This is a genomic window from Pseudomonas sp. VS40 (genome assembly GCF_018587885.1).
GTDB classification, from domain to species: domain Bacteria; phylum Pseudomonadota; class Gammaproteobacteria; order Pseudomonadales; family Pseudomonadaceae; genus Aquipseudomonas; species Aquipseudomonas pergaminensis.
This window is the reverse complement of the sequence record NZ_JAGYWD010000001.1, coordinates 387981-406717: the sequence shown is the minus strand read 5'-3', so window position 1 is coordinate 406717 and position 18737 is coordinate 387981. Positions and strand designations below refer to the sequence as shown.

Genomic DNA, 18737 nt, shown 5'->3' with positions numbered 1-18737 from the left:
GGCGGGCGATGAGAAGTTCGATTAACTATTGTAGTGAGCGGGCTTGTTGTGGCGAGCGGGCTTGCCCCGCGCTGGGGCGCGAAGCGGCCCCTATCCAGTCAACGCATGCTTCCAGTCAGAAACAGGTCGCCTGGTTTTAGGGCGGCTTCGCCACCCAGCGCGGGGCAAGCCCGCTCACCACAGTAAAAGCTCGCTCACCACAGTAAAAGCTCGCTCACCACAGTAAAAACCCGCCCCACACTTGCCGGATTATTTGCCCGGCGTCAGGGTCAACCGAGCCTTCCCATACACCTTCTCGAAGTTCTGCGGTTGCATCGGGAAGCTCAGGTATTGCGCCTTGAGCGAAGGGTCGATGCCGTTGGCATAGTTCGGGCTGGCCGGGTTGCCGGACTGGCCGGTGCCACCCTGGCCCATCATCGGTTCCACCTGGCCAAAGTCGACGATCATGCGCAGTGCCGGTACCTGGGTGGTGGTGAAGTCCTGGCCCCAGCTGTACGGCGCCGGGTTCAAGGTGTTGTGGTCGCCACCGGACGCCAGTGGGCCGCGAATCACCTGGCCATTGATGTTTTTCCAAGTGGTGGTGTGCAGTTTGCCCCACTGCCAGGCCTTGTGATCGGCCCCCAATTGGCTATCACCGGCAGTGATCGCAGCGGCCAGGCTGCGGGCGAGGATCGCCGGTTTGTCTTCCTTCTGCGGGGTGCGCACGTCATCCCAGAACGGGCTGTCTTCACGGCCCAGCAAGTGGTCGGCCTGGGCGGCGTAGGACAGGCTGGCATTGCTGACAAACGCCTTCCAGCTGGCGCTGTTTTCCGGGCCGAGTTCGTCGAGGAAGATCTGCTTGGTGCTTTCCTGCAGGAACAGCTCGTAGAGCGCCGCGTCGGCGGAGGTGGACGCCAGGCGACCGTCGAACGCCATCAGGCGAGCCAGCGCTTCACGTGCCTTGGCCTGGTCGGCGGCAGGCAGCGCGTCAATCGCCTGTTTCAGCGGCTGGGCCATACCCGGTGCCTGGAACAGGGTCTTGAGCTTGGCAGCAAAAGTGGTGGTCTGGTCGTACTGCATGGCAATCACGCTGCGGCTGTCATGCTTGCCGGCATTGGCCAATTGCGCCAGGCGCTCGCTGCGTTCCGGGGCGTCCCACGAGTTGGACAGCTGCATGCCGTAACCGCGCGGCGCGGTACGCTGGTTGGCGGTGCCGATCCAGCCTTGGGCCGGGTCCTGGTCATAGGGGTGCAGCATCGCGTCGGCGTAACCGTCCCAATCGAAGCGCGTGTCCCAGCCCGGCGAGGGCAGCAGGCCTTCGCCTTCGCGGCGGTTGGGGAAGCGGCCAGTGACTTGCCAGCCAATGTTGCTGGCGTCGGCAAACACCATGTTCAGCGCAATGGCGCGAATCTCGCGGGTTGCGTCCGAGGCCTTGCCGGCGTTCTGCGCGCGGGACAGGTCGAAGAACGCATCCAGGCTCTTGTCGTCCTTGAAGTCGGCAGTTTGCAAGGCCAGGCCCAGGCCGGTGGTCAGCGCCTGGCTGCTGTTGAGCAGGGCGCCGTGACGGGTTTCGTACACCACTTCGCGAATCGAGCGTTGGCCTTTGATGAAGAAGGTTTCGTTACGCACGCCGGCCGGCAGCCATTTGCCGTTGTTCTCGTAGTACAACGCGCTGCCCTGGCGTCTGACTTTTTCCAGGAACAGGTCCTGGGTGTCGCCCTTGACTGTGCTCATGCTCCACGCGACCTTGCCGTTGAAACCGGACAGCAGGGTCGGCAGGCCGGCAATCGAGGTGCCCACGGCCTGGTACTTCGGTGCACGGATCTGCACGTAGCTCCACGGAGACGGTGCTTGCGGCTGGGCGGCGAGGTCGCCTGCCAGCAGGCTTTTGCCACTGCGACTGCGTTGCGGGCCGATCGCCCAGTTGCTCGACGTGGTCACCGCCAGTGAATTGAGGCTGCTCAGTTGCTGGCCGACCGCGTCGAGCCCGGCCAAGCCGGTGATCTGGCCCAGGTTCACGCCCTTGAGTTTCTCGGCCTCGGCCAGCGGGATCGCTTCGTCCGGCGCACTTGGGGTGAGCCACGCGAGTTTGTCGACGCCGACTTTCTGCGCCAGCACCAGCGAAGAAATTTCTTCCTGCAGGTTGGCCGATTCGCTGAAATTCAGCAGGCAGAACAGCAGTGCCGAGTCTTCCGGCTTCCAGTACTCGGGCTTGTAGCCGGTCTGTGCCAGGTCTGGCGGCAGCTTGTCGCGGTAGCGGAACAGGTAGGCATTGACGCCACGCGCATACACTTCGAAGAAGCGTTTGAGGCGCGGACTCGACGCGTTATACAACTCGCCGGCGCTTTTTTTCAGGTTGACCGCACGCATGAAGCGGTCGACATCCAGCACCTCGGGCCCGGACATTTCCGCCAGGCGGCCCTGGGCCAGCAGGCGCAGGGTGACCATCTGGGTGATGCGGTCGCTGGCGTGCACATAACCGAGGCTGAACAGCGCGTCATGGAAGGTGTTGCTTTCGATCAACGGCATGCCCTGGGCATTGCGGCGTACCGATACGTTCTGCGCCAAGCCTTTGAGCGGCTGTACGCCAGCGACCGGGGGCAGGGTGTCCTGGGTGCTCTGGAGCTGGCAACCGGCCAGGCTTAATGCACTGGCCACTGCCGCGGCAACGCCGAACCGGGGAAGAAAATGTGAGAGGGCTGGCGAGGCCATGGCAAAGCTCCTGCGGGGGTAGCGTCAGTAAAGGCGCTACGTTAGTGAGCGCGGCGAAACGACGCAAGCGGGAGTTTGGGTTAACCGTTAGATCTTGAGTCTTGCACAGAATAATGTGGGAGCGGGCTTGCTCGCGAAGGCGGAGTGTCAGTCACCGAATATGTCGACTGACAGATCGCCTTCGCGAGCAAGCCCGCTCCCACATTTGGACCGAGCAAGGCTTCAACTCAGGATTTGGGCGGGTTCACTTTCTGCACCAGCTCATACGCGCGCACTGTTGCCGGCCGCTCCTTGATGCTGTTGAACCAGCGATGCAGGTGTGGGAAGTCTTCCAGGCGCTGGCTCTGCCACTTGTGGGAAACAATCCATGGGTAGATCGCCATGTCGGCAATGCTGTAGGCCTCACCCGCCACGAACGCACGGTCCGCCAGGCGCCGGTCGAGCACTCCATAAAGACGCGCGGTTTCATCCACGTAGCGTTTGATCGCGTAAGGGATTTTCTCCGGCGCGAACTGGCTGAAGTGATGATTCTGGCCGGCCATCGGGCCCAGGCCGCCCATTTGCCAGAACAGCCATTGCAGCGCTTCCTGGCGACCACGCAGGTCTTTGGGAATGAACTGGCCGGTTTTTTCCGCGAGGTACAACAGGATGGCGCCGGATTCAAACAGCGAAATCGGCGCGCCACCGTCGGTCGGATCCTGATCGACGATGGCTGGAATGCGGTTGTTGGGAGCGATCTTCAGGAAGTCAGGCTTGAACTGTTCGCCCTGGCCGATATTGATCGGGTGCACCTTATAGGGCAGGCCGGCTTCTTCCAGAAACAGCGATACTTTGTGACCGTTGGGGGTGGTCCAGTAATACAGGTCGATCATGAAGCTCTCCAAAAGTGGTGATGCTTGAGCGAATGCCTGTAGGTATAGGTAATGTTGGGTGTGCGAAAATTCAATGAAACATTTGCGCATACCCTTAGAAGCAAATTAAAAGGCGCCGTCCACCAACACCTGCACGGTGTGCTGCGAACAGCGCTCGATGCGTGCCCGCACGCGATACACCTCGGCAAACAGCAGTGGGTTAAGCACGTCATTCGCTGCACCGCTGGCATACAAGCGTCCCTGGCGCAGCACGGCAATATGGTCGGCGAAGCGTGCGGCGAGGTTGATGTCGTGCAGCACCACCACGGCGATCAGGTTGTGTTCGCGCACCAAATCGCGCACGCACTCCATGACTTTCAGTTGGTAATTGAGGTCGAGGGCGCTGGTGGGTTCGTCCAGCAGCATCACCTGCGGGCGACGCGCGATGAGTTGGGCGAGGCTGACCAATTGGCGTTGGCCACCGGAGAGCGTGCTCAACAGTTGATCAGCCAAATGTGCGATGCCAATGCGTTGCAAGGCGTCGAAGGCTTCACGCAGGCAGGCGTCGCTGGACAACGGGATGCCCTCGACATTCGCTACGCGCAAGGCGGCGATCACACTTTCCATCACGCTGAGGCTCAGGCCCGGCGGCAGGTTCTGCGGCATGTAGGTCACCCGCCGCGCGCGCTCGGCGACAGACATGGCCGACAGGTCAAGGTCACCCAATCGTACAACGCCTTGCATCTTTTCCAGCCCGGCCACGGCACGCAGCAGGGTGGACTTGCCCGCGCCGTTGGGGCCGATCAGAGCGGTCAGGCTGCCGTGGGGCAGGGTGGGCAGGCTCAGGTCGTACACGATCTGCCGGCGCCCGTAACTCACTTGGGCGTTGTGTACGCTCAAACCTTCGCTCATAACTGTCTCCCCCGCTTGAACACCAGCACCACGAAAATCGGCACGCCCACCAACGCGGTGACGATGCCCACCGGCACAATCACGCCGGGCATGATCAGCTTGCTGGCAATCGACGACAGCGACAGCAGCAAAGCGCCGGTCAGGGCGCTGGCCGGCAACAGGAAGCGTTGGTCTTCGCCCACCAGGATCCGCGCGATATGCGGACCGACCAGGCCGATAAACCCGATGGTGCCCACAAAGGCCACGGCGGTGGCCGACAGCAGGCTGATGCGCAGCAGTGAGAAAAACCGCAGGCGCTTCACGTCCACGCCAAAGCTTTGCGCGCGGTCTTCACCCATGCGCAACAGGGTCAGGCGCGGTGCGGCGGCAAAGGAAAACGGCAGCACCACCGCGACCACCAGCGCCAGGATGCCGAGCTTGTCCCAGTTGGCGCGGGTCACACTGCCCAACGTCCAGAACACCAATTGTTGCAGTACGTCTTCGGTGGCCACCAGTTGCAACAGGGCGACCACCGCGTTGCAACTGAACACCAGCGCGATGCCGAACAACACCAGGCTTTCTACCCCTGCGCCACGCAGGCGTGACATGGCTTGCAGCAAAAACACCGACGCCGCAGCGAAGATGAAGGCCGAGATGGAAATCGCGGTATTGGCCGACACCCACAGGGTGGTCACCGGAAACACAATCACCAATGACGCCCCCAACGCCGCCGCCGACGACACGCCGAGGGTAAACGGGCTGGCCAGCGGGTTGTTGAGGATTGCCTGCATCTCGGCCCCGGCCAGCGACAGCGCGCACCCGACCAGCACCGCCATCAGCGCGTAGGGCAGGCGCACGTTCCAGATGATCACCTGGTCGGTGGCGCTCAGGTGCGAGGGGTGCAGGATGCCGTCGAGCAAGGCCAGCAGGCCCATACCCGAGGGGCCGCTGGCAAGGTCCACGAGGATGGCGCACGCCAGCGCCGTACCGAGCAGGCCCAGCAGCCAGGCGCGCCGCGCCAACAGGCGACGGTAGCCGTGGGTGGCGCTGGCAAGGTCGAGGGTTTGAGTGGTCATTGGGCTCACACAATTTCAAAAACAATAAAGATCTAAATGTGGGAGCGGGCTTGCCCGCGATAGCGGAGTGTCAGTCACTGAATGAGGTGACAGAGACACCGCTTTCGCAGGCAAGCCAGCTCCCACACTGACTGCATTCCAATAGGGCGATAAACGTTACTTGGGCTTGCTGTCGATCCAATAGGCACCCTGCAACGGCATCCCCAGGAATTGCGCGTTGATCTGGTTCATGGTCGCCTGCGGATCCAGCTTGGCGAACAGCTCTGGGTGCACCCATTTGGCCAACGATTCAATCGCCAGCAGGTTGTACGGTGAGTTATAGAAGTCATGCCACAGGCCGTGGGCATTGCCCTCACGGATTGCACGAAGATTGGCGAATTCGGGACGCGCCAATACCCGGTCCAGCGCCTCGTGGGCTTCATCTGCGCCAACACCCGCGCCCAGGATCAAGCCGGGCTTGCGGTTGCCGGTGGCTATATACACATCCGGGTCGGCCTTGAGCGCGTACTCGACGCTGATATCGCCCAACGCACCCGGCACCACGCCAGCGGCGATATTGCGCCCGCCGACCAGTGCTATCAGTTCGCCCATGCCACTCTTGCCGGTGGTATGCCCCGGCGCTTGCCAAACGCCGGCCAGCAGTTCGAGGAACACACTCGGGCGCGGGCCTGCCGGCAAGGTGGCGACCGCATCGGTGATCACCTTGATGTGCTGGTCATAGAAACCCAGGAACGCCTTGGCCTGGGCTTCACGCCCCAATGCCTGGCCCAGCGCGGTCATGCTGGTGTGAGTGCCCTGCACCGGGTTGATGCGGAAGTCGACGAACACCACCGGAATGCCCGCCTTGGCCAGCACATCGGCGACCGGACTGTGTTCGGTCGGGCCGTGACCGGAAATGCTGAACACTGCCAGGTCAGGTTTCAGCGAAAGGATTTCCTCGGCGCTGACGCTTTGTTCCGACGCTTGCCCGATCAGCGGGATGTCTTTCACTGTGGGAAATTTCGCCACGTAGGCGTTGTAGGTGTGTTGGTCGAGCAGGCGCAAATCGTTCTGCCAGCCGACGATGCGCTGGAAGGGCGCGTCCTTGTCCAGCAACGCAAACGCCGAAATCAGCCGGCCTTCACCTAGGACAACGCGCTTTACGGTGTCAGCCACTTCGACCTTGCGGCCCAGCACGTCGGTGACTTCATGGGCGGCAGCGGTTTCAGCGTGGCCAAGGACCAGGGCGCCGAACAGCACACCCAGCTTGAGCAGGTGACGGGGTTTCAACATGGCAGGGACTCCAGGTGAAGGCGGCGCATCAGACATCGCTCCAGCGCCGCAACAGGTTGTGATAAGCGCCGCTCAGTTGCAGCAGCGCGTGATGGTCGGCGTGTTGGGCGGTGAGGGTCTGGATCGCGACGTCCATGTCCAATAGCAACTGGCGCTGACTGTCTTCGCGCACCAGGCTTTCGATCCAGAAAAAACTGGCGAGGCGCTCGCCACGCGTCACCGGGTTGATCTTGTGCAGGCTGCTGCCGGGATAGATCAGCAGGTGGCCGGCGGGCAGCTTCACCGCGTGCTCGCCGAAGGTGTCGCGGATCACCAGTTCACCGCCGTCGTACCTAGCCGGGTCGGCCAGGAACAGGGTGGCGGAGATGTCGGTGCGCACCCGTTCGCGCACGCCCTTGAGGCCGCGAATGGCATTGTCGATATGCCAGTCGAACGCCTCGCCGCCGCTGTAGCGGTTGAACAGCGGCGGGTAAATGCGCTTGGGCAAGGCGGCGGACATAAACAGCGCGTTGTCCGATAGCCGCGCCAGGATCTGTTCGCCAATGCGAATGGCCACCGGCGAATCCTGCGACAACTGCCGGTTGTTTTTCGCCATGGCCGAGCGCTGCCCGGCCGTCACCTTGCCGTCCACCCAGGGCTGATCGAGCAAGGCGGCCACGGTGATGTCGACTTCGCTGGCACTGAGCAATGCCGGGATTTCGATCAGCACGGGTCAGAACTCATAGTCGACGCTGGCGGTGAGGGTGCGCCCGGCGCCTGGGATGCCGTAGAGCTGGAAGCCGTCGAGGGACGCGCCGACCTGGCTGTAATAAAACTTATTGAACACGTTGTTGAGGTTGAGGTTGACCGTGGTGTCCTTGTTCACCTTGTATTGCGCGGCCAGGTTGCTCAGCCAGTAGCCGGGGGCTTTTTCGTGGTCGCGGGTGTAGATCGCATACACGCCGGACGGGCCGTTGGCGTAGCTGCTGTTGTTGTTCAAGCCGCCGACGTATTTATTGTCGGTGTAGCGGCGTCGACCCACGTATTGCTCGCCGTAGCTGAGGCTCAGGGCGTCGGTGACGGCGTAGGTGGTCCACAGGTTGGCGGTCAGGTCGGGCACGTTCTTGGCTTCGGCGCCTTTGTTGATGCCTTTGGTCTGGGTGCTTTTGAGTGCCGAGAAACCACTGTAGGCGGTCCAGCGCGGGGTGATATTGCCTTGCAGGCCCAGTTCGATGCCGTCTACACGCTTGGCGGGCAACGCGCGTACCGGGGCGGATTCGCCGTCCTGGTATTCCCAGGCATTGTCCAGTTCGGTGCGGAAGATCGCCGCCGTGACGTTGAGCCTGTCGTGGGCGATGTCCCACTTGGTGCCCAGTTCGTAGGTCTTCGATTTGGCCGGGCTGTAGTTGCTGGTGCTCGCTGCGCCGTAGATCTGGTTGTTGGTCGACGCACCCAACGCCGACGGCTGCGCCGCCTCGCTGTAGGACACATAGAGGCTGCCGTTGGGCAACGGCTTGAACACCGCGCCGACCCGACCGCTGACGGCACCGTCGGTGCTGCTGATCGTGGCCTGGCCGCGCTGGCGGGTTTGCGCACGCCAGTTGTCGTAGCGCAGCGACCCCAGCACTTGCCACTGCTCGTTGAGGGTGATCGTGTCGCCCAGGTAGAGACCGGCGTTGTCGATCACCGAGCGCGGGTCGCCTTCGCCTTTGGTCACGTAGGTACTGGCGAAGCTGTGGCTGGGGTCGTTCATGTCGAAGAGCATGTCGCCAGCCGGCACTTTGGCGTTGCGTTTCAGCCCGCCGTAGGTCTCGTGATAGAACTCAAGGCCGCTGACCACCGCGTGCTGCAGGCTGCCGGTGGTGAGGTTGAAATTGAAGTCGGTCTGGTTGTCGAGGATGGTGTAGCGCTTGGACAGGCCGAAGTCGCTGCCGCGCAGGATGCCGTAGGCGGTGTTGCTGTTATTCACGTAGTCGGTGTAGGCATTCACCGTGCTGCCCGGTACTTGGCTGATAGGACCTACACCGGTGTAGCCCAGGGCCGCACAGCGCGTGCCGGTGCAGGTCTTCTGGCCATTGGCGTTGGCAGCGAAGAAGCGCGCGGGGGAGAGCACGGCGAAGTTGTCGCTGCGTTCCCAACGCGTCTGGTTGCGCAGGTTGGCGTCGTTCCAGTCGAAGTCATGCTCGAAGCGTGCCGTGAGCGAGGTGGTTTTGTTTTCTTGGGTATAGAGGCTGGAGTCGCCGTACCAGTTGGAGCGTTTCACGCCCGGCATGCGGTCGCCATTTGTCCCACGCTGGATCGGCACGCCGCCGTCCGGGGTATTGGTGTCTTTCTGATAGAAGGTGTCGACGAAGAACCGCGTATCGGTGCCCAGGCCGAAGCCGAACGAGGTGGCGATGCCCCAGCGGTCATAGTCCACGTCGTCGCGCTCGGCCACCTGGTTGTAGTGCTTCATCAGGTTGATGCGCACGGCGGTGGTGTCGTTCAGCTGTTTATTGAGGTCGGCCGTGAGGCGGCGGTAGCTGTCGGTGCCGATCCCGGCCGAGACTTTGTTGGCATCGCCCAGGTGCGCTTCCTTGCTGACCAGGTTGACACTGCCACCCACGGCAGACACCCCGGACTCGATGGACCCGGTGCCCTTGAACACTTCCGCCTGTTGCAGGTTGAACGTATCGGTGCGCGTCGACATGCCCGCATCGCGCACGCCGTCGACGGTCAGGCTCTGCTCGGAAGAAAATCCGCGAATCGAAAACAGGTCGCCCCAGCCCAGGTTGCCCTCACCCGACATAAAGGTAATGCCTGGCACGTTGCGCAACACTTCCTGCAAGGTCTGCGCGTTCTGCTCTTTGAGCACCTGCTGCGGCACGATGGTCACGCTTTGCGGCGCGTCCAGCAGCGGCTGGCTGATTTTCGCCGAGGTCACCCGGTCCACTTTGAAGGTGGAAGTGGCTTCGCCATCGACCTTGATTTCCGGCAGGCTCAGCACCGAGTCGTTGGACGTGGCCGTTGGCGCATCCGCCAAGGCAACCGGGGCAACGCTGCCGGCAGCCAGCAGGCCGAACATCGGTGCCAGGGTGGTGTGCAGCGTGTGGCTGCGAGGTGTGGGCAATGACATGGGCAACTTCCGAGTCTAAATTACAATTACTCTCATTTAGGTTCGGTAGTCTAAAGAGCGATTTCGCCTGCCATACCCCAGGTTTGTATCGCTGATGCGTGATTATGGTTTCCTACAACATTCCATTACATTTGCGCGTGCTGCTGGCTGAACTTTCGGCTATTTGCTGCGTTTCATTGTTTTTTGGATTGACTGCCCATGGCCAAGCAAGACCACCTGCTGATCGTTGATGACGACCCGCAAATCCGCCAGCTGCTCTGCGACTACCTGAGCGATGCCGGCTTCCAGGTCTCCACTGCGGCCGACGGCAAGGAAATGCGCCGGCGCCTGGCGCTGAATGTCATCGACCTGATCGTCCTCGACCTGATGCTGCCCGGCGAAGACGGCCTGAGCCTGTGCCGCGAACTGCGGGTGAACTCAAACACGCCGGTGGTGATGCTCACGGCAAAAGGCTCGTTGATCGACCGCATCGTCGGCCTGGAAATCGGCGCCGACGACTACCTGCCCAAACCGTTTGACCCGCGTGAGCTGCTGGTGCGCATCAAGGTGGTGCTGCGTCGGGTGCAGAGCTTTCCCGACCGCGCACGCCTGGATGAAGCGCCAAGTATTCGTTTCGCCGGCTGGCAGCTCGACACGCGTGCGCGGCAATTGCTCTCGCCGGAGGGCGTGGTGGTCAGCCTCGGCAATTCGGATTACCGCGTGTTGCGCCTGCTGTTGCAGCACCCCAATCGCCCGCTGAGCCGCGATTTTCTGCTCAATCACGTGTTCGACAAGGACAGCACGCCGTTCGACCGTTCCATCGATGTGTGTGTCAGTCGCCTGCGCTCGCAACTGCCGGCGGGTCTGATCAAGACCGTGCGCAACGAAGGCTACATGCTCACCGCCGACGACGTGGTGCTGGAATCGTGAGACTGCTGCCGCGTTCGCTGTTCGGGCGGTTGGTGCTGATCCTGGTCAGCGGCATGCTTGCGGCGCAGGCGCTGACCAGCAGCATCTGGTACGACCGGCGCCATGGGCAGGTGCTGGAAATCCCCGCGCGGTTGATCGCCACGCGCCTGGCCGACGTGGTGCGGCTGGTGCACAGCGACCCGCAACAGGCTGACCTGCTGATCAAGCTGCTCGACACGCCGACCTTCCGCCTGACCCTCAGCGACCAAGCCAGCAATACACCCAGCACCCTCAAGGACAGCGACCGGCCCACCGAACGGCTGATCAAGAAAGTGCTGTCGGAAAAAACCGGGTACGCCCACACCCTGATCTTGTTGCGCCTGTCCCTGGTGGATGGCGATGGGCACACCGCCGGGCTGTCGACCTTGCTCGGCTCCAAGCCGGTGGTGGGGCAATTCCTGATCGACCTGCGCCTGCCCGACGGCCGCTGGTTGCAGGTGGATGCCAGCGAGGAACAGGGCTGGACCAGCACTTCGCCGCTGGACCTGTTGTTCGACTACGTCATGCGCATTTATCTGTTGCGGGTGCTGGTGCTGGTGGTGATTGCCCTGGTCGCCGTACGCCTGGCCATCCGCCCGCTCAATGCACTGGCTAAGGCGGCCGAGGCCTTGGGCCGGGATATCCAGCGCCCGCCGTTGTCAGTGGACGGCCCCACCGAAGTGCGCCGCGCAGCCCAAGCCTTCAATGCAATGCAACAGCGGCTGATCGCCAACATTGCCGAGCGCACGCGGTTCCTTGCGGCCATTTCCCACGACCTGCGCTCACCCATCACACGCCTGCGCCTGCGCACCGAGATGCTTGAGGACAATCGCACCAAGGAGCGTTTTCGCAGCGACCTGGAGGAAATGGAGCATATGGTCTCCAGTACGCTGGATTTTGTCAGCAGCGGCGAAATCAACGAGTCACGGCAAAACATCGACATCAACGCCTTGCTGCAAAGCTTGCAGGCGGATGCGGAAGATGTGGGTGAACACGTACGGATCGAGGGGCGTGCGAAACAGCCATTGCCGGGGTATGCCCGCAGCCTCAAGCGCTGTGTGCAGAACCTGCTGGAAAATGCGCTGCGTTATGGCACCGACGTGGTGGTGCGCATCGACGATCAGGCGGACAGCTTGAAGATTGTCATCAGCGACCGTGGCCCGGGGATTCCCCAGGAGCAACTCGAACAAGTGATGGAGCCGTTCTACCGCGTGGAGGGTTCACGCAACGCCGAGACCGGCGGGTATGGCTTGGGTTTGAGCATCGCTCACACCATCGCCAAGGCGCATGACGGGCGGTTGAGTTTGCGTAATCGGGAGGGAGGCGGGCTGGAAGTGGAGTTGCAGTTCCAACGCAGATCCTGAGGCTCGCGCAGGGAGGGTATGTAGTGAGCGGGCTTGTTCTGCGCTGGGCTGCGCTGCGCAGCGGCCCCATTAAGGCCGCGGCAGTATTACAGATACAACGCGTTGTCAGTTTTTAGGGCTGCTTCGCAGCCCCGCGCGGGACAAGCCCGCTCACCACAACAAGCCCGCCACAGGTTGGGGCATCAGGCCCCGTGGCACTTCTTGAATTTCTTCTCGCTGCCGCACGGGCAAGGATCATTGCGACCCACGTCCTTCAAGGCATTGCGCACCGGCTCCTGGTGAGCGTGGCCGCAGTTTGGGCCGTGGACATGGCCGTGGTCGTGATCATGGTGATCGTGATCGTGGTTGCAGTCAGGACCATGGACATGGGGTTGCTGAGTCATCGATGTCGCTCCGGAATAAAATCGCCGGGGATTATCTCGCCATTGTGGTTCACCTGCACGTCATAACCGATGAATAATCCGGTTTTCAGCTCACCTTCCAGGCGATACGGCACAGGCTGGTCGGGTTTTTTCAACATCTGCACCACATCACGGATCTGCGGCCAGAGGTTGGTGCGCACCGACACCCGGAAAAATTTATGACTGCGCGGCGGTACGGTCAGCCATTCGTTGGACTCCCCCTCGGTCAGCACAAAGTCGCCCAGGCTGACTTTGTAGATCAGGCCGCGCACGGTCAGGTCGTCGTCGTTGCGGTTGTCCACGCGAAAGTACAGCTTGAACTTCTGCTCCAGCAGCTTGGCGCGCACCACCTCGACTTTCACCAGGGAGACATGAGGCGGCGGCGAATCGTCTTCGAACCACGACGCGCAACCGGTGAGGCCAAGGGTCAACGCCAGCATCAAGCTGTACATCCGGAGCATGGCGTGAGTCCTGTGGTGGTTAGAGGTAGCTGGAACAGCACTTCTTGAATTTCTGCCCACTGCCGCACAGGCAGGCATCGTTGCGTCCGGCCTTCACCTCCACCGTCGGGTCGATGAAGTACCAGCGCCCGTCATTCTGTACGAAAGACGACTGCTCGCGGTGGCTATGTTCACCGTTGCTGTCATGCCAGCGCGCGGTGAAGGTCACGAACGCGTGTTCCGGCTGGCCGCCGAACACCTCCGAGCTTTCCACCTCAAGGCCGAGCCAGGTGCTCTGGGCACTCCAGGCGGCGATGGCGTTGCGGTCCAGGCCCGGTTGTTGGGCGGGCAGGGTGGTGGCGACCAGGTAGTCCACCAGGCCCAAGACGTAGGCGCTGTAGCGCGAGCGCATCAACGCGGTAGCGCAGGGCGCCGGGTGCCCGGCGTGATAATGGCCGCAGCAGGCATCCAGCAGGTTGCCACTGCCGCAGGGGCAAATGGATGTACTCATCGGGTTACCACCAATACTTTCCAAAGTTTTCCGGGTTGGCCCAGAAGCGGGCGTTGAGCCAGTCCGGCACTTGCTTATAGTCAAGCAGATCGTAGGTAAACAGCGTCAGAACCTGCTCGTCACGCTGGAAACGCTCGCCGGCCTGCAGGGCCAGGGAGAAGAAGTCGGTGTCTTTCCAGTCGCAGGCGCCCAGGTCCACCAACACCGCAATGCGGCTGGCATTCAGGTTACGGATGCCGCCAAGCAGGGTCAGGCCTTGCGGTTTTGACAGGTGCTCCAGGCAGTCCACCACCAGCGCCAGGTCAAATCGCTGTGCGGCAAGCTCTGTAGGCAACGCGCCCGGTGCCGCGACGGACACCTGGGTATCCGGATGGGCTTTTTGAAAAGCCTCCAGCGCCGGGAACTGGCTGGCGCCCAACAGCAACAGGCGTTTGGGCTGGTGCAGGTCGAGCAAGGCGGCCAGCGCTTGCTGGGGGGTACGGGCAGAAATACCGGCGGTCATCAGAGATCCTCACATCAAGACCGTAGAGACTAGCGCGGCTGAGCGTGCGGGCCTAGAGCGGGTGGCTGCGAAAAGTCCGACAAACACGACGATCCTCAATGAATACAGGGGCGCGGCGTAGTGGCGCAGATGAAAAGAGCCGTCTTTACTGCACCCATCGGCCCCCGCCGATCCCCTCAGGAGAAATCAGATGAGCATCATGCGGACAGCTCTACCCTTGGTTCTGCTAACCGGAGTATTGACAGGTTGCGCAGGTTTGCAAAAAACCGATTGGCCCACCTGCGCCGCTGTTGGCGGCGTGACCGGTGCGGCGATCGGTGCCACTGAAAGCTCGGCCTACGCAGGCTATGGCGCGTTGCTGGTGGGCGGCATGGCTGGCGCCTATTGCTGGGTACACGGCGATGGCGACGAAGATGGCGATGGCGTGCCGGACAGCCGCGACAAGTGCCCGGGCACGCCGAAGGGTGTGCAAGTCGATGCCGATGGCTGCCCACCCGTAGCGCCTCCAGCGGTGGTTGAGGAGGTCGTGGTGGTCAAGGAAGAAACCATCGTGATCCGTGATGTGCACTTCCAGTTCGATTCGGCCCAGTTGACGGCGGCGGACAAAACCAAGCTCGATACCGTTGCCACACGCTTGAAACAGGAAGCCCCGACCGCCCAACTGCGGGTCAGTGGCCATACCGACAGCGTCGGCAAAGACGCCTACAACCAGAAACTCTCGGAAAAACGCGCCCACTCGGTGACCGATTACTTGATCGGCGCCGGTGTACCGCGCAGCAATTTTGTATCGGTGACCGGTGCGGGCGAGAGCCACCCCGTAGCCGACAACAAAACCGCTGAAGGCCGCGCCTTGAACCGCCGCACGGAAATCCAGATTAACCGCTGACGGCCCTTGCCCCTGTGGGATCCACAGGGGCATTGCTGCCAATCCTCCTCCTTTATTAACTTTTTTGATCCTTCACTGGCAAAGCGCCTGTGGAAGTCGTTACTGTGCGTCCAAAGAAAAACTAGAAATGTTTTTTGAAAAATTCAGGGGAGCTCCATGATGCGTAAGGTTTTATTGTTGGCCCTGTTGGTCAGCCCCGTTGCCCTGGCCCAGAGCGTCAGTGTTGAAACCAACTCATTGATGCGCCTGCCCAGCAGCACCAGTGTGTTGCAACTGGAGCGCCTGGACGTGGCGGACTACGGTACGTTGCTGATTCCGGCTACCATCAGCCAAGTCACTGTGGACGAACTGCACCTGGGCCGCGACGCGCGCATCGCCATCGTTCCCGGTAACACCGCCCTGCAATTGCAGGTGCGTCATGCGCAGTTGGATCACGGCAGCCAGATCACCTCACGCGGCGCTCCCGGCACCCATGAAAAACCCGCCAAGGCTGGGCGTGACCTGACCTTGCGCATCAATTCGCTGGCAGCAGAAGAACTCTCGGTGGACGCCCGTGGCGGCGCCGGTGCCCAAGGTTATGCCGGGCTCGATGGCGCCAACGGCGAGGATCCGGGCTGCACCTGGGGCTCAGCCGGTCGTGGTGCCAATGGTGATAACGGCGGCGATGGCTTGCCAGGCGCGGCGGGTGCGCAGGTACGGGTCGAGTTGCCGCAGGACTTCCCGGCGCAGCAGATCAAAGTCTGGGTCGATGGCGGTGCGGGCGGTTTGGCCGGTACGGCGGGCAAGCCTGGTAAAGGCGGGCAGTCGAAGGGCTGCCTGGTGTACCGCGCCGACGGTGGAGAGAAGGGCCGCCCGGGGTTGGAAGGGCAGCCGGGGCCGGCTGGGCCTGCGGGCACTGTGACCATTCAGCGGCTGTGAGCCGTTTGGGCTGACGTCTTCGCGGGCAAGCCCGCTCGCACATTCGACCGCATTCTCATGTTGGAACTCGGTCAACTGTGGGAGCGGGCTTGCCCGCGAAGAGGCCCTAAAGAACACCCTTAGAACATCGGCCGAGCCGAAGCAATCGCCACCACCACCAACCCCACGATCAGATTGATCCCCACCAATTTGCGGATCTGCCCCAGCACCGCAGCACCCGCCGGCCAATCCTCCGCCGCCACCGCCGTGCGCAATTCCGGGAATTTCAACGCCTGGATACGGATAAACAACGCCGTCATCACCAGATACAAGCCCATCATCACCTGCACATAACGGGGCGCCGTCTCAAACCCGCTGAAGCGCAACTGCAGCAGGCCGATGCCGCTGATCGGCAAAACCGCCACCGCCACCCACACCCATACAAAAAAACGTTGAAACACATTCGCCCACAGCTTGAGTCGGGCAGGGCCTTCAAGTGCCGCCACAGCGGCGGGGCGCAGGATCATCCAGGCGAAAAACATACCGCCGACCCAGATCAGGGCGGCCAATACATGCAGGGTGTAAGCGAGGCTAAACGCGGTCATTGTGGTACTCCGTTCTGCGCGGGATTAATTAGCGGGGTATGATAGCGGCCGATCCGAACCACTGAAAATTTATCCAGCGTTTTTTGCGCCCGACTATCCATGATCAGCACTGAACTCAAAACCACGATCCAGGGCGCCTATTCGCGTTTTCTCGAAGCCAAGAGCTTGAAACCGCGCTACGGCCAACGCCTGATGATCGCCGAAGTGGCCAAGGTCCTCGGGGATATCGACACCGACGACGAGGGTCGCCGCGAGGGTGAACCCGCGGTCGTGGCTGTCGAGGCCGGCACCGGTACCGGCAAGACCGTGGCCTACAGCCTGGCCGCAATCCCCACCGCCAAGGCCGCCGGCAAGCGCCTGGTGATCGCCACCGCCACCGTCGCCCTGCAGGAGCAGATTGTCTACAAAGACCTGCCTGACCTGATGCGCAACAGTGGCCTGAATTTTACCTTCGCCCTGGCCAAGGGCCGTGGGCGCTACATGTGCCTGTCCAAGCTCGACGTATTGCTGCAGGAAGGCCACGCGCAAACCGCGACGGCCCAACTGTTCGAAGAAGAAGGCTTCAAGATCGAGGTCGATGAGGCCAGCCAGAAGCTGTTCACCAGCATGATCGAGAAACTGGCCGGCAATAAATGGGACGGTGACCGCGACAGCTGGCCCACCGCTCTCGAAGACGCCGACTGGGCGCGTTTGACCACCGACCACAGCCAGTGCACCAACCGCCATTGCCCCAACTTCGGCCAATGCGCCTTCTACAAGGCCCGTGAAGGCATGGGCAAGGTCGATGTGATCGTTACCAACCACGACATGGTCCTGGCCGACCTGGCCCTGGGCGGCGGTGCGGTATTGCCGGATCCGCGTGACACCCTCTATGTCTTCGACGAAGGGCACCACCTTCCCGACAAGGCCATCGGCCACTTTGCTCACTACACGCGGCTGCGCTCCACCGCCGACTGGCTGGAAACCACCGCGAAGAACCTCACCAAGTTGCTGGCCCAGCATCCGCTGCCCGGCGACCTTGGCAAGCTGATCGAACAGGTGCCGGAACTGGCGCGGGAGATCAAGACCCAGCAGCAATTCATGTTCAGCGCCTGCGAACAGGTGGCCGACTTCAAGCCCGGCGAAGACGTCGAGGGCCGTGAGCGGCCCCGTCACCGTTTTGTCGGCGGGCTGATCCCCGAGCACATGCGCGAAATGGGCATCGAGCTGAAGAAGGGCTTTTCACGCCTGACCGACCTCTTCACCCGTCTCACCGATTTGCTCAAGGAAGGCATGGACGGCGAGGTCAACATCGGCATCGCCAGCAACCAGGCCGAGGAATGGTACCCGCTGTTCGGCAGCCTGCTGTCGCGCTCCCAGGGCAATTGGGAGTTGTGGACCGCCTTCACCGTCGAAGACCCGGAAGACAACCCGCCCATGGCGCGCTGGCTGACCCTGTCGGAAAGCGGTGCGTTGTTCGATATCGAGGTCAACGCCAGCCCGATCCTGGCCGCCGAAATGCTACGACGCAACCTGTGGAACGTGGCCTACGGCTGCCTGGTAACCTCGGCCACATTGACCGCCCTGGGTACTTTCGACCGCTTCCGCATGCGTGCCGGCCTGCCGAAAAAGGCCGTCACTGCAGTGGTGCCGAGCCCGTTCCATCATGCCGACGCGGGTGTGCTGCGGGTGCCGGACCTCAAGGCCGACCCACGGGATGCGGCGGCCCACACCGCCGCAATCATCCGTGACCTGCCGGAACTGGTAGAAGGTTCACGCGGTACGCTGGTGCTGTTCTCGTCACGCAAACAGATGCAGGACGTGTTCGACGGCCTCGACCGTGACTGGCGCAAGCAGGTGTTTATCCAGGGCAACCTCTCCAAGCAGGAAACCCTGAACAAACACAAGGCGCGCGTCGATGGTGGGGACTCCAGCGTACTGTTCGGCCTGGCGAGTTTTGCCGAAGGCGTGGACTTGCCCGGCGCCTACTGTGAGCATGTGGTGATCGCCAAGATTCCGTTCTCGGTGCCGGACGATCCGGTCGAGGCGGCCTTGGCCGAATGGATCGAGGCACGGGGTGGTAACCCGTTCATGGAAATCTCGGTGCCGGATGCTTCCTTGAAGCTGGTCCAGGCCTGCGGTCGCTTGCTGCGTACCGAAGAGGACCGGGGCACCATCACCTTGCTCGACCGTCGTTTGGTCACCCAACGCTATGGCAAGGCTATCCTCAATGCCTTGCCGCCGTTCAGGCGCGAAATTTCTTAAGCCACCGTGGGCGAACACGCCCACTTCGTGGTCTATCTCAATTATGTCATCAGGCCACTCATCGGCCGTCTGGGAGAACCTTGTT

Annotated in this window: 17 protein-coding genes; 5 read left to right on the top strand and 12 right to left on the bottom strand. The window is 62.1% G+C overall.

The window, feature by feature from the left end; translation table 11 throughout:
• Positions 1 to 249: 249 nt before the first annotated feature.
• The 7 genes from KHP07_RS01860 to KHP07_RS01830 all read right to left on the bottom strand — a co-directional run bounded on the left by KHP07_RS01860 (position 250) and on the right by KHP07_RS01830 (position 9875).
• Complete coding sequence (locus tag KHP07_RS01860) at positions 250 to 2691, bottom strand: penicillin acylase family protein (protein WP_214496506.1); 2442 nt, start codon at positions 2689 to 2691, stop codon at positions 250 to 252.
• 227 nt (positions 2692 to 2918) lie between these two features.
• Positions 2919 to 3563 carry a glutathione S-transferase N-terminal domain-containing protein gene (locus KHP07_RS01855; RefSeq protein WP_078047230.1) on the bottom strand — a complete coding sequence of 215 codons (645 nt, stop codon included), beginning with the start codon at positions 3561 to 3563 and terminating at the stop codon, positions 2919 to 2921.
• 105 nt (positions 3564 to 3668) lie between these two features.
• Positions 3669 to 4454 carry an ABC transporter ATP-binding protein gene (locus KHP07_RS01850; protein ID WP_214496505.1) on the bottom strand — a complete coding sequence of 262 codons (786 nt, stop codon included), beginning with the start codon at positions 4452 to 4454 and terminating at the stop codon, positions 3669 to 3671.
• On the bottom strand, positions 4451 to 5509 hold the full coding sequence (locus tag KHP07_RS01845; protein WP_214496504.1) for a FecCD family ABC transporter permease: 1059 nt from the start codon (positions 5507 to 5509) through the stop codon (positions 4451 to 4453). Before KHP07_RS01845 ends, KHP07_RS01850 begins: the two co-directional genes overlap by 4 nt.
• 156 nt (positions 5510 to 5665) lie before the next feature.
• On the bottom strand, positions 5666 to 6781 hold the full coding sequence (locus KHP07_RS01840) for an ABC transporter substrate-binding protein (RefSeq protein ID WP_099493752.1): 1116 nt from the start codon (positions 6779 to 6781) through the stop codon (positions 5666 to 5668).
• 28 nt (positions 6782 to 6809) lie between these two features.
• Positions 6810 to 7490, bottom strand: coding sequence for a Fe2+-dependent dioxygenase (locus tag KHP07_RS01835; protein WP_214496503.1), 681 nt, complete (start codon positions 7488 to 7490; stop codon positions 6810 to 6812).
• A gap of 3 nt (positions 7491 to 7493) precedes the next feature.
• On the bottom strand, positions 7494 to 9875 hold the full coding sequence (locus KHP07_RS01830) for a TonB-dependent receptor (RefSeq protein WP_214496502.1): 2382 nt from the start codon (positions 9873 to 9875) through the stop codon (positions 7494 to 7496).
• A gap of 198 nt (positions 9876 to 10073) precedes the next feature.
• Here KHP07_RS01830 and KHP07_RS01825 point away from each other — a divergent pair, with 198 nt between their 5' ends.
• Both KHP07_RS01825 and KHP07_RS01820 read left to right on the top strand, forming a co-directional pair.
• Complete coding sequence (locus tag KHP07_RS01825; RefSeq protein WP_028619233.1) at positions 10074 to 10784, top strand: response regulator; 711 nt, start codon at positions 10074 to 10076, stop codon at positions 10782 to 10784.
• Complete coding sequence (locus tag KHP07_RS01820) at positions 10781 to 12166, top strand: ATP-binding protein (RefSeq protein WP_214496501.1); 1386 nt, start codon at positions 10781 to 10783, stop codon at positions 12164 to 12166. The genes KHP07_RS01825 and KHP07_RS01820 overlap by 4 nt, the downstream gene beginning before the upstream one ends.
• 182 nt (positions 12167 to 12348) lie before the next feature.
• On the opposite strand, the gene KHP07_RS01815 is transcribed toward KHP07_RS01820, so the two are convergent.
• From KHP07_RS01815 to KHP07_RS01800, 4 genes are read right to left on the bottom strand one after another with little or no spacing between them, the layout of a single operon-like run.
• Positions 12349 to 12549 (bottom strand): SEC-C metal-binding domain-containing protein, encoded by a 201-nt coding sequence (locus KHP07_RS01815; RefSeq protein ID WP_003189235.1) that lies wholly within the window; start codon positions 12547 to 12549, stop codon positions 12349 to 12351.
• Positions 12546 to 13028, bottom strand: coding sequence for an LEA/WHy family protein (locus KHP07_RS01810; protein ID WP_078047238.1), 483 nt, complete (start codon positions 13026 to 13028; stop codon positions 12546 to 12548). Before KHP07_RS01810 ends, KHP07_RS01815 begins: the two co-directional genes overlap by 4 nt.
• A gap of 19 nt (positions 13029 to 13047) precedes the next feature.
• Positions 13048 to 13518, bottom strand: coding sequence for a YchJ family protein (locus tag KHP07_RS01805; RefSeq protein ID WP_028619236.1), 471 nt, complete (start codon positions 13516 to 13518; stop codon positions 13048 to 13050).
• Positions 13519 to 13522: 4 nt separating this feature from the next.
• Positions 13523 to 14020 (bottom strand): DUF6231 family protein, encoded by a 498-nt coding sequence (locus KHP07_RS01800; protein WP_010212387.1) that lies wholly within the window; start codon positions 14018 to 14020, stop codon positions 13523 to 13525.
• Between the two features lie 190 nt (positions 14021 to 14210).
• Between KHP07_RS01800 and KHP07_RS01795 the strand changes: the two genes are divergently transcribed.
• On the top strand, positions 14211 to 14906 hold the full coding sequence (locus tag KHP07_RS01795) for a PA1041 family peptidoglycan-binding anchor lipoprotein (RefSeq protein ID WP_078047240.1): 696 nt from the start codon (positions 14211 to 14213) through the stop codon (positions 14904 to 14906).
• Between the two features lie 159 nt (positions 14907 to 15065).
• Complete coding sequence (locus tag KHP07_RS01790; RefSeq protein ID WP_078050876.1) at positions 15066 to 15824, top strand: collagen-like triple helix repeat-containing protein; 759 nt, start codon at positions 15066 to 15068, stop codon at positions 15822 to 15824.
• Positions 15825 to 15943: 119 nt separating this feature from the next.
• Here KHP07_RS01790 and KHP07_RS01785 read toward each other — a convergent pair whose 3' ends face one another.
• A complete protein-coding gene (locus KHP07_RS01785; RefSeq protein WP_078047241.1) occupies positions 15944 to 16408 on the bottom strand; it encodes a CopD family protein in 465 nt (154 codons plus the stop codon).
• A 99-nt stretch (positions 16409 to 16507) separates the two neighbouring features.
• Here KHP07_RS01785 and dinG point away from each other — a divergent pair, with 99 nt between their 5' ends.
• Entirely contained in the window at positions 16508 to 18652 is a 2145-nt protein-coding gene (dinG, locus tag KHP07_RS01780; RefSeq protein ID WP_010212383.1) for an ATP-dependent DNA helicase DinG, read from the top strand.
• Positions 18653 to 18737: the final 85 nt, after the last annotated feature.

Bases quoted from the DNA above. Each gene is read 5' to 3' on its own strand.
- KHP07_RS01810 (WP_078047238.1), bottom strand. From the start codon at position 13,028: ATGCTCCGGATGTACAGCTTGATGCTGGCGTTGACCCTTGGCCTCACC.
- KHP07_RS01855 (WP_078047230.1), bottom strand. From the start codon at position 3,563: ATGATCGACCTGTATTACTGGACCACCCCCAACGGTCACAAAGTATCG.
- KHP07_RS01805 (WP_028619236.1), bottom strand. From the start codon at position 13,518: ATGAGTACATCCATTTGCCCCTGCGGCAGTGGCAACCTGCTGGATGCC.
- KHP07_RS01795 (WP_078047240.1), top strand. From the start codon at position 14,211: ATGAGCATCATGCGGACAGCTCTACCCTTGGTTCTGCTAACCGGAGTA.
- KHP07_RS01790 (WP_078050876.1), top strand. From the start codon at position 15,066: ATGCGTAAGGTTTTATTGTTGGCCCTGTTGGTCAGCCCCGTTGCCCTG.
- KHP07_RS01845 (WP_214496504.1), bottom strand. From the start codon at position 5,509: ATGACCACTCAAACCCTCGACCTTGCCAGCGCCACCCACGGCTACCGT.
- KHP07_RS01860 (WP_214496506.1), bottom strand. From the start codon at position 2,691: ATGGCCTCGCCAGCCCTCTCACATTTTCTTCCCCGGTTCGGCGTTGCC.
- KHP07_RS01850 (WP_214496505.1), bottom strand. From the start codon at position 4,454: ATGAGCGAAGGTTTGAGCGTACACAACGCCCAAGTGAGTTACGGGCGC.
- KHP07_RS01840 (WP_099493752.1), bottom strand. From the start codon at position 6,781: ATGTTGAAACCCCGTCACCTGCTCAAGCTGGGTGTGCTGTTCGGCGCC.
- KHP07_RS01785 (WP_078047241.1), bottom strand. From the start codon at position 16,408: ATGACCGCGTTTAGCCTCGCTTACACCCTGCATGTATTGGCCGCCCTG.
- KHP07_RS01830 (WP_214496502.1), bottom strand. From the start codon at position 9,875: ATGTCATTGCCCACACCTCGCAGCCACACGCTGCACACCACCCTGGCA.
- KHP07_RS01815 (WP_003189235.1), bottom strand. From the start codon at position 12,549: ATGACTCAGCAACCCCATGTCCATGGTCCTGACTGCAACCACGATCAC.
- KHP07_RS01825 (WP_028619233.1), top strand. From the start codon at position 10,074: ATGGCCAAGCAAGACCACCTGCTGATCGTTGATGACGACCCGCAAATC.
- KHP07_RS01800 (WP_010212387.1), bottom strand. From the start codon at position 14,020: ATGACCGCCGGTATTTCTGCCCGTACCCCCCAGCAAGCGCTGGCCGCC.
- dinG (WP_010212383.1), top strand. From the start codon at position 16,508: ATGATCAGCACTGAACTCAAAACCACGATCCAGGGCGCCTATTCGCGT.